This is a genomic window from Arthrobacter sp. KBS0703 (assembly GCF_002008315.2).
Classification (GTDB): domain Bacteria; phylum Actinomycetota; class Actinomycetes; order Actinomycetales; family Micrococcaceae; genus Arthrobacter.
In genome coordinates this window covers 3,702,097-3,714,252 of sequence record NZ_MVDG02000001.1, presented here as the reverse complement: position 1 = coordinate 3,714,252, position 12,156 = coordinate 3,702,097, and the positions used below count along the sequence as shown (strand labels likewise).

Annotated in this window: 12 protein-coding genes; 8 read left to right on the top strand and 4 right to left on the bottom strand. The window is 67.1% G+C overall.

The features are described from left to right. Positions 1-32: 32 nt before the first annotated feature. Together pheA and B1A87_RS17265 are read left to right on the top strand one after the other, a co-directional pair. A complete protein-coding gene (gene pheA / locus B1A87_RS17270; protein WP_078027440.1) occupies positions 33-1,013 on the top strand; it encodes a prephenate dehydratase in 981 nt (326 codons plus the stop codon). 93 nt (positions 1,014-1,106) lie between these two features. Beyond that, the gene (locus tag B1A87_RS17265) at positions 1,107-1,328 is read left to right on the top strand and encodes a hypothetical protein (RefSeq protein WP_078027439.1); all 222 of its coding nucleotides are present in this window, start codon (positions 1,107-1,109) and stop codon (positions 1,326-1,328) included. A gap of 110 nt (positions 1,329-1,438) precedes the next feature. On the opposite strand, the gene B1A87_RS17260 is transcribed toward B1A87_RS17265, so the two are convergent. After that, a complete protein-coding gene (locus B1A87_RS17260; protein WP_078027438.1) occupies positions 1,439-2,503 on the bottom strand; it encodes a diacylglycerol kinase family protein in 1,065 nt (354 codons plus the stop codon). Between the two features lie 124 nt (positions 2,504-2,627). Here B1A87_RS17260 and serS point away from each other — a divergent pair, with 124 nt between their 5' ends. Then, positions 2,628-3,908 carry a serine--tRNA ligase gene (serS, locus tag B1A87_RS17255; RefSeq protein WP_078027437.1) on the top strand — a complete coding sequence of 427 codons (1,281 nt, stop codon included), beginning with the start codon at positions 2,628-2,630 and terminating at the stop codon, positions 3,906-3,908. Positions 3,909-4,069: 161 nt separating this feature from the next. After that, positions 4,070-4,915 carry an HAD family hydrolase gene (locus B1A87_RS17250; protein WP_078027436.1) on the top strand — a complete coding sequence of 282 codons (846 nt, stop codon included), beginning with the start codon at positions 4,070-4,072 and terminating at the stop codon, positions 4,913-4,915. A gap of 74 nt (positions 4,916-4,989) precedes the next feature. Here the strand turns inward: B1A87_RS17250 and B1A87_RS17245 are convergent, their stop codons facing one another. Next, positions 4,990-5,589, bottom strand: coding sequence for a hypothetical protein (locus B1A87_RS17245; RefSeq protein ID WP_078027435.1), 600 nt, complete (start codon positions 5,587-5,589; stop codon positions 4,990-4,992). 217 nt (positions 5,590-5,806) lie between these two features. After that, positions 5,807-6,295, bottom strand: a complete 489-nt coding sequence (locus tag B1A87_RS17240) for an inorganic diphosphatase (protein ID WP_078027434.1) — start codon at positions 6,293-6,295, stop codon at positions 5,807-5,809. Between the two features lie 140 nt (positions 6,296-6,435). On the opposite strand from B1A87_RS17240, the gene dacB reads away from it, so the two are divergent. The 4 genes from dacB (at position 6,436) to hpt (ending at position 10,939) form a co-directional block, all read left to right on the top strand. After that, entirely contained in the window at positions 6,436-7,953 is a 1,518-nt protein-coding gene (gene dacB, locus B1A87_RS17235; protein ID WP_078027433.1) for a D-alanyl-D-alanine carboxypeptidase/D-alanyl-D-alanine-endopeptidase, read from the top strand. A 104-nt stretch (positions 7,954-8,057) separates the two neighbouring features. Beyond that, positions 8,058-9,176 (top strand): zinc-dependent metalloprotease, encoded by a 1,119-nt coding sequence (locus tag B1A87_RS17230; protein WP_078027432.1) that lies wholly within the window; start codon positions 8,058-8,060, stop codon positions 9,174-9,176. Positions 9,177-9,295: 119 nt separating this feature from the next. Beyond that, positions 9,296-10,342 (top strand): tRNA lysidine(34) synthetase TilS, encoded by a 1,047-nt coding sequence (gene tilS / locus B1A87_RS17225; RefSeq protein ID WP_185982412.1) that lies wholly within the window; start codon positions 9,296-9,298, stop codon positions 10,340-10,342. Between the two features lie 45 nt (positions 10,343-10,387). Next, positions 10,388-10,939, top strand: a complete 552-nt coding sequence (hpt, locus tag B1A87_RS17220) for a hypoxanthine phosphoribosyltransferase (protein ID WP_078027431.1) — start codon at positions 10,388-10,390, stop codon at positions 10,937-10,939. Between the two features lie 164 nt (positions 10,940-11,103). On the opposite strand, the gene B1A87_RS17215 is transcribed toward hpt, so the two are convergent. Then, complete coding sequence (locus B1A87_RS17215) at positions 11,104-11,937, bottom strand: endonuclease domain-containing protein (protein WP_078027430.1); 834 nt, start codon at positions 11,935-11,937, stop codon at positions 11,104-11,106. Positions 11,938-12,156: the final 219 nt, after the last annotated feature.

Below are 12,156 nucleotides of genomic sequence, written 5' to 3'. Positions count from 1 at the left end.
GCCGTCCCGTACATAACACCAAAGGAATGCGCATGCCTGCCGCCCGCCCCACCTATACGTTCCTTGGCCCTGAGGGCACGTTCACGGAGGCGGCCCTCATGCAGGTTCCGGACGCTGCGGAGGCAGTGCGCATCCCGTCGTCCAACGTCAACACCGCGCTGGACAAGGTCCGCGACGGATCCGCGGACGCCGCCATGGTGCCCATTGAGAACTCGGTGGAAGGCGGGGTGACAGCCACGCTGGATGCCATCGCCACGGGTCAGGAACTCCGGATCATCCGGGAGGCCCTGGTGCCCATCAGCTTTGTGCTCGTGGCCAGGCCCGGCGTGGAAATCTCGCAGGTCCGCAGGGTCTCCACGCACGGCCACGCGTGGGCGCAGTGCCGGCTCTGGGTGGATGCCAATATTCCCGGAGCGGAATACATTCCGGGGTCCTCCACGGCGGCCGCGGCAATGGGGCTGCTGGAGGACAACCCGCATTACGATGCCGCCATCTGCGCGCCGATCGTGGCCGCGGAACAGCCGGGGCTCCATGTGCTGGCAGAGAACATCGGAGACAACCCCGGAGCGGTGACCCGCTTCGTCCTGGTCAGCCGTCCGGGGGTGCTGCCGGCCCGGACCGGCGCGGATAAGACGACGGTAGTGGTCCCGCTGCCCGAGGACAGGCCGGGTGCCCTTATGGAGATCCTGGACCAGTTCGCCACCCGCGGCGTCAACCTGAGCCGGATCGAGTCCCGGCCCACAGGCCAGTACCTGGGCCACTACTTCTTCAGCATTGACGCCGACGGCCACGTGGCAGATGCCCGGGTGGCCGACGCCCTCGCCGGCCTGCACCGCATCAGCCCGGCAACACGCTTCCTGGGCTCGTACGGCCGCGCGGACGCGCAGAGCCCGGTGGTCCCGCCGCACACGTCCGACGAAGCATTCCGTGCTGCGCATGCTTGGGTCGGAGAGATACTTGCAGGCGAAACTCTCGGCACCGGAATGACGGTCAAAGCTTCGCCCACAGCGTAGACAAATGCCCGTTGGGGCACTTCCCTGCCCTTGTTACTGTGCGTATGCTTGCCTGATCAACAAGGGGGGTGGCCCCAACGAAGGGAGCGGGTCATGTCAGACGGAACCAGCACCGACAACGACGGCCAGGGAATGATCGTCAATCCCAAGCCGACCTCCGAAAACCAGGACTGGGACGGGGACGATGCAGACCGGGCGGACCGCCTGCGCTTCGAAGAGGAACAGGCCATGATCCGGGAGCAGTCCGAGGCCCGCGCAGCCGCCAAGGCCGCCGCCGACGCCGCCAAGCATCCCGGTACGGCCAAGACCGCCTAGGCATCCATTCCGCGGTGGCTCTTCCGTCCTGCACAGTCCAGGGCCGTTGCGCCGTCCAGACCATCCAGCCAGTACTCAACGGCTGATCCCGCCGTTCCCGCCACTGATCGCTACTGGCGGGCTGTGTCTTCCCTGACCCGCACCAGCAACGACCTGGGCTCCACGTGAACGGTGACCTTTGTGGCGTCCCCGGAAGTATCGCCGTCGAGCTGCGTGGGCATGGGTTCCGGGCACTTGATGACCACCTTGCCGGACCGGTAGACGCTCATGACGGGCAGGTGCCGCTTGTGCTTGAAGAGGATTTTCGCGTACATGGCCAGCCATCCGACCGCGCTCCGGGGGCTCATGACCACCACGTCGAGCATGCCGTCGTCGATCATGGCCTGGGGGATGAGGTCGATCCCTCCCGGAACAAGCCCGCAGTTGGCAAAGAGGACGCTCCGGATCTTGCGGGCCTGTTCGGGCTCGTCGTCCAGTGAGATCGACACTTTCTTCCGACGGCCGGGCAGGTGGCGGACGCCCGCCTCCGTATAGGCGAGCCAGCCCACGGCCCGCTTCAACCCGGCGTTCGTGTCGCCCACCACCTCGGCATCCATTCCGATCCCGGCAATCACGAGGAACGCGTGGTTTGAGGAGTGGCCGGTCTGCGAGTTCTCAATCCGCATCCGCGCGGTATCGATGTAGCGCTGGTGGCCAAAGAGGGCAGTCTGGACGCTGCCGTAAAGGTCATAGACGTCCACGTCGACGTTGCGCGCCAGGAGGTTGCCCGTGCCCAGCGGGATCAGGCCCATCGCCACCCCCGTGTGTGCGAGGGACTCTGCCACGACGCGTACTGTTCCGTCGCCGCCGCCCACCAGGACGACGTCGGCCCCGTATTCCAGCGCCGCCCGCACCTGGGAATGGCCGGGGTCCTCCGCCGTCGTTTCAAAGAAACGCGGGGCCTCCCAGCCTGCCGTCAGGCAGGCCCGCTGGATCGTGGAGCGCGCTTCCGAGGACTTGGCCTTGACGGGGTTCAGGACCACGGCAACACGCTGGTGTTCGAGGCCGTGCTCGTGGGCGTTCTCCCGCACGGCGCTGCGGGCGTGTGCTGCCTTGAGCTTGCGCACGCCCCACCAACTGGAGACGGCGAACGCCAGTGCCCCAGCGATCAGGACGTAGAGAAGCAGGTCGCTCATGGTGCTCCAACACTATCCCGCCCGGCGGCGCCCACAGATCAGCAACCAGTCCGGTCATCCGCTGCGGGGAGGGTTGCCGGCGGCGTCCGCCCGGACAGCGCTCCGGATTCGATACTCTTGTCTGGTGATCGACGTAAAAGACCTCAGCGACAACCCGGACAAGTTCCGCGCCAGCCAGCGCGCCCGCGGCGCGGACGAAACCCTGGTGGACGCGATCATCGACGCGGATTCCGCGCGCCGGGCCGCGCTGATCAGCTTCGAAAACCTCCGCGCCGAACAGAATGTGTTCGGCAAGAAGGTGGCCCAGGCCAGGGGCGAGGAAAAGCAGGCGCTCCTGGCAGAGGTCCGCGAGCTCGCCGGGGCTGTCAAGGCCGCGTCAGCGGAGGCCGATGCCGCGCAGGCCAAGCAGGAAGAGCTGCTCCGCACCATTCCGAACCTCATCGAGGACGGCGTGCCGGAAGGCGGCGAGGACGACTTCGTTGTGGTCAGGACCGTCGGCACGCCCCGTGAATTCCCCGACTTCGAACCGCGGGACCACCTTGAGATCGGCGAACTGATCGGCGCCATCGACATGGAGCGCGGCGCCAAGGTTTCCGGCTCACGGTTCTACTTCCTCCGCGGCGTGGGCGCAAGGCTCGAGATGGCCCTGCTGCAGATGGCCATGGACCAGGCCATCGAGGCCGGCTTCGTTCCCATGATCACCCCCACCCTGGTCCGTCCCGAGACCATGCAGGGCACCGGCTTTGACGTCAAGCACGACGCCGAGATCTACCGTCTCGCCGAGGACGACCTTTACCTGGTGGGAACCTCCGAGGTGCCCCTGGCCGGATACCACGCGGACGAGATCCTGGATCTCACGCCCGGACCCATCCGCTTCGCCGGCCAGAGCTCCTGCTACCGCCGCGAGGCCGGCTCGCACGGCAAGGACACCCGCGGCATCATCCGCGTGCACCAGTTCAACAAGGTGGAGATGTTCATCTACACCACTGCCGAAGAGGCCGCCGCGGAACACGAACGCCTGCTGGCCTGGGAAGAGGAGATGCTGGCCAAGTGCGAGCTGCCGTACCGTGTGATCGACACCGCCGCGGGCGACCTCGGAATGTCCGCGGCCCGCAAGTATGACTGCGAAGCCTGGGTCCCCACGCAGGGCGCCTACCGCGAGCTGACATCCACCTCCAACTGCACCACGTTCCAGGCCCGCCGCCTGAACATCCGTGAACGCGTGTTCAGCGAGGACGGCACACCCAAGGGCACCCGTCCCGTCGCCACCCTCAACGGCACCCTGGCCACCACCCGCTGGATCGTGGCCATCCTGGAACACCACCAGAACCCGGACGGCTCCGTCAACGTGCCGGCGGCCCTGCAGAAGTACATCGGCGGGCTCCAGGTTCTCCCCGTTCTCTAGGCCGGTTTCTGCAGGCAGCGCCGCGAGGCGTGCGCCCCTTCGAACGCGGGGGCAGGTAAACACTCACAGCGGGGAAAACCTGTGAGTATTTACCTGCTGTTCACACGGTGCTGTGGCCTGCGTCCTAGCGGGTGTCAGGGGTGTCTGCTCTACTAAGAGGCATGACTACATTGACTGAAAACTCAGCCGCTGGCATCGAAGACCAGCAAGAAGTACAGCAGAAGCTGATGATCGCCCTGGACGTTGACGGAACCCTGGTGGACCACGACGGCCACATGTCCGCCCCCGTCCGCGAAGCCGCCCAGGCCGTGGTAGCCGCCGGCCATGACGTCATGATCGCCACGGGCCGGTCCCTTAACGCCACCCTTCCCGTCATTGAGCAGATCGGGATCGACCGCGGCTACGCCGTCTGCTGCAACGGCGGCGTGACCCTGCGCCTGGATCCCGAGCTGGCGGACGGCTATGAAATTATCCACAAGGCCACGTTCGATCCCGGCCCCGCGCTCCGTGCCCTCCGCAAGCGCCTGCCGTCAGCCAAGTACGCGCTCGAGGACGAGAACGGCAACTTCCTCTCCACCGAGCGCTTCCAGGACGCGAGCTTCGGTGTGGAGGCCATCGGCGTCGATTTCCAGACCATGCTGGAGGCCACGGCCGTCCGCGTCGTGGTCTTCAGCGCCGAAAACACGCCCGAGGAATTCAACGAGGCCATCGAACACATCGGCCTTGCCGGCGTCACCTACTCGGTGGGCTGGACCGCGTGGCTGGACATTGCCGCCGCGGGAGTCACGAAGGCCAGTGCGCTTGAAAGCCTGCGCCGCAGGCTCGGCGTGGAGGCGTCCGGCACCATTGCCATCGGCGACGGCCGCAACGACATCGAAATGCTCACGTGGGCGGGCCGCGGCGTCGCCATGGGCCAGGCCCCGGAGGAAGTGGTTGCCGCGGCGGATGAGGTCACCAAGTCCGTGTACGACGACGGCGCCGCGCACGTGCTGCGCGGACTCCTGTAAGCGCCGGGCTGCTCAGGCGTTGCCGCGTTAGGGGCCCGGCGGGGTAACGGGGCCTTGGCGGTCCTCGGGAACGCTTACCGCACCTCGAGGATCATGGAAAGCAGCCTGGCTGCGGCTGGCCGGGCGGCGTGCTCCTCGTTCCACTGTGACCTCGCCACGGCCTTGCTGACGGCCTGGGAGGTGATGCCCAGTTCCGCTGCCACGGCCTTCTGCTGCCCGCGAACGCCGGGGGTCAGCAGGTCCAGGACACGCCATTCGGCCTCGCTCCTGTCCCGGACAATATGGCCCAGGAGCCGGAGCACCGATTCGGATTCCGCTGCCACTTCCGCCAGGGGTCCCTCCACGGCCACCGGAATGCGCTCTTTGCCGTAGCGGAGCCGGTCCACGGCCCGGCGTGCGTAGACCAGCCCGTGCCCGGAGGCGTCTTTGATCTGGTTCGGCAGCGGCTCGTTCACGGGGCCGACCCCGATCCCCACGAACCAGCTGCCGCACCGCAGTGCGATCATGGCGGCTTCCACAGTCTGGTGGGCACAGTCCAGGATCCCTTGGACTTCGTCCTCCACGGAGCGGTCGAAGTCAAGACGCGCAGGAATGTGCCGGAGGTCCTTGAGGAGCTGCGGAACCCGGTCGCCGTCGCGCCGGCTGTCTGTTTGGTTGATAGTCAGCGTGAACATGGTGGAAATCAGACTACCCGGTGGCTGCCGGGAGGCAAGATCTCCTGGCGTGGGACGTTACGCAGCTCACTTCGGCCCGCGGGGGGCGCTGGGGAGGGGCCGGAAAGTGGTCCGGAAAAACGCGACGGCGGCAGGTGCGGTTCACAAGGAACCGCACCTGCCGCCGTCGTAGGTTAAAGCGGGTACTGGGACCACGCCGTCAGGAAGACGGTGGGGATTAGTGTGCTGCGGGCACGTAACGCTTGATGGAAGCCTCGAGTTCGGCTTCGGCAGCGGCGCGGTCGGCCCAGCCCTCGGCCTTGACCCACTTGCCGGGTTCCAGGTCCTTGTAACGGGTGAAGAAGTGCTCGATTTCCTTGATCAGGAACTCGCTGACGTCGCTGATTTCCTGGATGTGGTCGAACCTGGGGTCGGCCGGCACGCACAGGACCTTGGCGTCGCCGCCGCCGTCGTCGGTCATGTTGAAGACGCCGATGGGGCGGGCCTCAACGATGACGCCCGGGTGCAGATCGAAGTCCTGCAGGAGCACCAGTGCGTCCAGCGGGTCGCCGTCTTCGCCGAGGGTGTTCTCGAAGAATCCGTAGTGGGTGGGGTACTGCATGGAAGTGAAGAGGACGCGGTCCAGGCGGACTCGGCCGGTCTCGTGGTCGACTTCGTACTTGACGCGCGATCCCTTGGGGATCTCGATGGTCACGTCATGCTTCATGGAATGCTCCTCGACGATTGCTTGGTGTTCGCGGCACGCGAAAAGGAGTGTCAGTGCCGCCGACTACTATTGAGGATATAGCGACAGGCCCAGGTTTCAGGAACTAGTGGGGTAATTTCAGAACTTTGAGGACCAGCAGCATGAGTGGCACCACCGGCACAGCAAGCAGCCGCGAAAGGCTCCACACGCTGATCCGGGCCTGGCCCACGGCCCTGCTCACGCTTCTGCTTGCCGCACTGGCGCTGCCCGCCGGAATGCTCATTGCCCCCGCACTGACCGGCCCGGACCAGTCCGCCCCCGGCGCCGCCCAAACCCCCGCATGGCAGCTCGTGCCGGAACGCCTGTCCGTCCCCCAGGGCATCGGGCCGCTCAGCAACGCGGCGCCAGTTCCCGTCCCGGCGAAGGTGGCGGCAAAGCTGGACCCTGCCCTCAAGACCGACGGCGGCGGGACGTTCACGGGCGTGGTCCAGGACGCAGCCACGGGCCAGGTGCTCTTCGACCGGAACGGTGCCGCCAACAGGATCCCGGCGTCGAACATGAAGCTGCTCACCGCAGTGGCGGCCCTGCGGGCCATCGGCCCTGAGGCGCGGTTCAGCACCAAGGCCGTTTCCGTTTCCCCGGCGAAGCCGCAGGCGTCACCGCCGGGCGCAGCCCGCGCCGGGACGCGCTCCGTGGTGCTGGTGGGCGGCGGGGATGTGCTGCTGGGTGAGGGCGAATCCGCCGCGGACAAGGTGCTCGGCCATGCGGGGCTGGCCACCTTGGCCAACCTGACCGCCGAGTCGCTGCGCAAGGACGGGTTCACCGGCAAGGTGGAGGTCCTCGTTGACGATTCACTTTTCACCGGGCCTTCGCTGAACCCGGCCTGGAGCCCGGAGGACGTGGCAGCCGGGGAGATGGCCCCGTTGTTCCCGCTGGCGCTTAACTCTGCGCGGTTCGATCCCGCAGAGACCACGGGGCCGCGGCCCCAGGATTCCGCCCTTGCCGCGGGCGAGGCTTTCGCGGCCCGGCTCCGGGCGGCCGTCGCGGCTGCGGGAGTGACGGTGGCGCCCGCCGTCGCACGTGTTGAGGGGAAGACGGCGGCAAATGCCGCCGTGCTCGGGGAGGTGCAGTCGGCAACCGTCAGCCAGCAGGTCGACCTCATGCTCCAGACTTCCGACAATTACCTCGCCGAAACCCTCGGCCGGATGTCGGCTGTTGCCACCGGCCAGCAGGGGAGCAGCGATTCCGCCAGGACCGCGGTCCTTAACCAGCTCACGGGCCTGGGCATCCCCACGGGCGGCATGGTGGCAGCGGATGTATCCGGCCTGGCGCTGGACAACCAGGTCTCCGCCCGGCAGTTCTCGGAGGTGGTCCGTGCCATCACCACCGGCCCGGATACACGCCTGAGGGCAGCGCTGGCAGGCTTCCCCGTGGCCGGCCTGACGGGGACGCTCGGGGACAGGTACATCGATGAGTCCACGGCCGAGGGCGCCGGGCTGGTCCGGGCCAAAACGGGAACCCTGAACAGCGTCATTGCCCTCAGCGGTTACGTGGTGGACGCGGACGGCCGGCTTCTGGTGTTCTCCTTCATCGGCAACGGCCTGACTGCGGGTGCGGAGGGCAACAAACCCGCCCTGGACGCCTCGGCCACGGTGCTCGCCGCCTGCGGCTGCAACTAACGGTCAAGGCCCGCTTCCTGCCGGCGCCGGGCCCGGCTGCCGACTGTTCGCCGGTGAGCGAACTTTAAGGCGCGTTGCCGGGCGCGTGTGTTCTGATGGTGCGTATGGAGTCAACCGCAGGCCAGACAACAGCACCGGCCCAGGCCCTGATCAACTGGGAGCTTGCCGCGTCCGCAGCAGCACGGCTTGCTCCGGCAGGCCCTTCGCTTAGCGCGAAGGAGATCGGCGAAGCCGTAGACCAGTTGCGCGCCCTGGCCGATGCGTCGGTGCCCCACGTTCACCACATCACCGGGCTGGAGGCCGCGCGCGATCTCCGCGACTCCTCGGTCCTGGTGGTGGACCGCGCTTCCTGGGCAAAAGCCAACACCCAGAGCTTCGCTGTCATGCTGAAGCCCGCCATCGAAAAGATGCTCGAGAACCGGCGCGGGAACATCAGCCCCGGTGCGGCGAGCGTCAGCGGAGCCATCACCGGCAGCCAGTTGGGCGCGGTGCTGGCGTTCCTTTCCAGCAAGGTACTGGGCCAGTACGATCCGTTCGCCGCGCTCGCCGAAGGTTCCCATGCGCCCTCGGGCGGGCGATTGCTGCTCGTGGCCCCGAACATTATCTCCGTGGAGCGCGAGCTCAACGTGTCCCCCGAGGATTTCCGGCTCTGGGTGTGCCTCCACGAACAGACCCACCGCGTCCAGTTCGCCGCGGCGCCCTGGCTCCGGCACCACATGCTCAACGAGATCGACAGCCTCAGCGGCCACCTCCTGGGCAACGTCGACTCCCTCATGGAACGGGCGTCGGCGGCCGCCCGGTCGCTGAAGGACCGCACCGCCTCAGGCACCACGCCGGGCCGGGGCGCCATCCTGGACCTGCTGCAGAACCCCGAGGAGAAGGCCGCGCTGTCCCACCTCACCGCCGTGATGAGCCTGCTCGAAGGCCACGCCAACGTGGTGATGGACGCCGTGGATGAGAGCATCGTGCCCTCCGTGAAGACCATCCGGCAGCGTTTCAACGCCCGCGGCAAGGACAGGGGCGCCATTGAGAAATTCATCCGCAGCCTTCTGGGCCTCGACGCCAAGATGAGGCAGTACAGCGACGGCGCCAAGTTTGTCCGCGCCGTGGTGGAAGTGGCCGGCATGGAAGGCTTCAACCGGGTCTGGGAAGCGGCGGAGAACCTGCCCACCGAGCCGGAGATCCACGACGCCAAGATCTGGATCGACAGGATGGGGCTCTAGTTTCCGTGCAGGGCGCATCAACGGCCTCAGTGCCCGATTCCGACGGCGGCGGCCCTGCCCCGAGTACGGGCCGGCGCCGGCCCGGCCGGCTGGCGCCCGTCCTCGGCACCGCGCGGAAGATGCTGCAGGAAGCGCTCTCCCAGGCCGGTTACCCGGAACGGATCCTCGTCGCCTGCAGCGGAGGCCCCGATTCGCTGGCCCTTGCCGCCGTCGCTGCCTACTTCGCCCGCCGCGGCCACGTGGACGGCCACCCGGTAGCTGTGGGGGCAGTGGTGGTGGACCACCAACTGCAGCCCGGTTCCGCGGACGTCGCGGCCCGAACGGCAAAGACCCTAGGCGAGCTTGGTCTCAGCCCGGTGCAGATCCGCACCGTGGACGTAGCGACCAGCGGTGTGGGCCCTGAGGCGGCAGCCCGGGACGCACGGCATGCCGCGCTTGAAGCGGCAGCGGCCGAGTGGGGCGCGGACGCGATTCTCCTGGGGCACACCCTTGATGATCAGGCGGAGCAGGTGCTGCTCGGCCTCGCGCGCGGCTCCGGCACGAGGTCGCTGGCGGGCATGCGTCCGGTGCGCGGAAGGCTGCTCCGGCCTTTCCTGGGCCTCCGGCGCGCGGACACGGTCGGGATTTGCCGGGCGGAGGAGCTCGAACCCTGGCACGATCCCAGCAACGCGGATCCTGCTTTTGCCCGCTCCCGGACCCGCGTGGAAGTCATGCCGCTGCTGGAGGACAAGCTGGGCCCCGGCGTCGCGGAGTCCCTCGCCCGGACCGCCGCCATCCTCCAGCTGGACGCGGACTATCTGGAGGACGTGGCCAATAACACCTATGCCTCGCTCGCAGAGCGCACCGGTCCCGATGTCGGCCTGCCGGAGGCGGCCCTCAACGAACTGGCCCCGGCCATCAGGTTCCGGGTGATCGCCAAGGCCGCCGCCGACGTCGGCGGCCAGCAGCCCAGCTACCAGCGGCTCCTGGCGGCGGAAGCGCTGCTCCGCCGGCAGGGTTCGGCAGGGCCAGTGGAGCTGCCCGGCGGAGTGAGCGTCTACCGCCTGTCGCTCGCCCAGCTGCTGGCAGGCGAACCGGACGGGGAGCAGAGCGGCGCCGGGGTTCCCCGCGAGGGCGCACGCTGTGGGAAGCTTGTATTCCGGCTTCGAAAACCGATCCGAAAATAGTCGCACCCGCATCTACACTTCCCCGCATCTACACAGGAGCTATTGGTGGATTCATCCGACGTCCAGGCAGACCTCAAGCACGTTCTCTACACCAAGGAACAGATCCAGCAGCGCATCACCGAGCTCGCGGCGCAGATCGACAAGGACTACGAAGGCCGTGAAATCCTCATCGTGGGCGTGCTCAAGGGCGCGGTCATGGTCATGGCGGACCTCGCACGTGCACTGCACAGCCACATCTCCATGGACTGGATGGCTGTTTCCTCCTACGGCTCCGGCACGCAGTCCTCCGGCGTGGTGCGCATCCTGAAGGACCTCGACACCGACCTCATGGGCAAGGACGTGCTCATTGTCGAGGACATCATCGATTCCGGCCTCACGCTGTCCTGGTTGAAGACCAACCTCGAGTCCCGCGGCACCGCATCCGTGGAAATCTGCACGGCCTTCCGCAAGCCGACGGCCGCGAAGGTGCAGATCGACGTCAAGTACGTCGGCTACGACATCCCCAATGAATTCGTGGTGGGCTACGGCCTGGACTACGCCGAAAAGTACCGCAACCTGGACTTCGTCGGCACGCTGGCCCCGCACGTCTACGAATAACGGGTCCTGTAGCCGTTTTACCGCGCATTTCTGCTCCACTTTGGGCGCCCACGCCGCCGTCGAACCTTGGAAACAAGGGGCCGACGGCGGCGTGAGCCGGTTAATAGGGTGCAAAAATGCGTAAGTGACCGGCCCTGGCTGCCGGGCCGGGCACGTTGGCCGGGCTAGCGAGGGGTACGTGGCGGCGTGGCCAGGGTCTGGCGAATCTGTACCAGCATCTCGTCCGGGCGGTGCAGCACGTCCTCGTACAGGTATCTCAGGACGCGGTAGCCGGTGGCTGCACCGACGTTGTTCCGCCTGATGTCCTTCTTGAACTGCGGCTTGTTCAGGTGGAAGCCCACGCCGTCGATCTCGACAATGAGGCAGCCGTTGATGAGGAAGTCCACGTAGCCGATGCCGTCGAGGTAAACCTGCGTCCGGGCGTCGAAGCCGTGCCTCCGGAACAGCACGCGGGCGACTGTCTCAAGCAACGAATCCGACCCGTGTTCGACCAGGCTCAGGACCGCACGTGCCCGGCCGTTGCGGGCGCCCGGGAGAAGCCGCCGCAGGAAATCCGGATCGGTGTCGCCGCGGTTGTAGGCGCATTCCACCATCACCAGGGCCTCCAGCTCAGGTAGGCATTGGAGGGAGTGAACCAGGACGTCCTTTAAAGGCAGGATCGGAGGAAGCAGCGTCGAGACATTTCCGCTGATCCTGTGGGCTGGATGGCCGGCGGGGAGCCTGCGATGCGAGGCCGCCAGGTGCGGACGGTCCGGTGTTCGGATGGTCCACAGTGCGTAATGGCCCGCGGCCGAGACACACGTGACAGCGGCGTTGAGCTCATATGCGCGGACGAAGTCCGGATCGGCCTGGGGCAGGCGGTAGACCCCGTGCCGGTGCTTGAGCATCAGGCCGCAGTTCACGGCATGGTCGATCTGACCCCGCGTGAAGCCCGCCTTTCGGAGGTGCGCGAGCCTGGTCACTCCGCCCTGCCGGGTGAGGAAATCCGCGGGAAGCATGCTGTTCAGCCCGCACCGCGCCTTGGAGTTGCTGCAGGTGCCGGGCTGGCTATGTGGACAATCCGGTCCGTTCCTGGGCTGTGGAGGGGGAGTGGCGGCGTGATCATCCGGCATTTCTGCACCTCTTTGGCGGCCGGGGACGGTCCGGGCCCAGCAAATCAGCGGCATCCTGATCCTGGCGCCCGTGGAAGTGGTGCAGAAATGCCGCAAGCGGGGGGG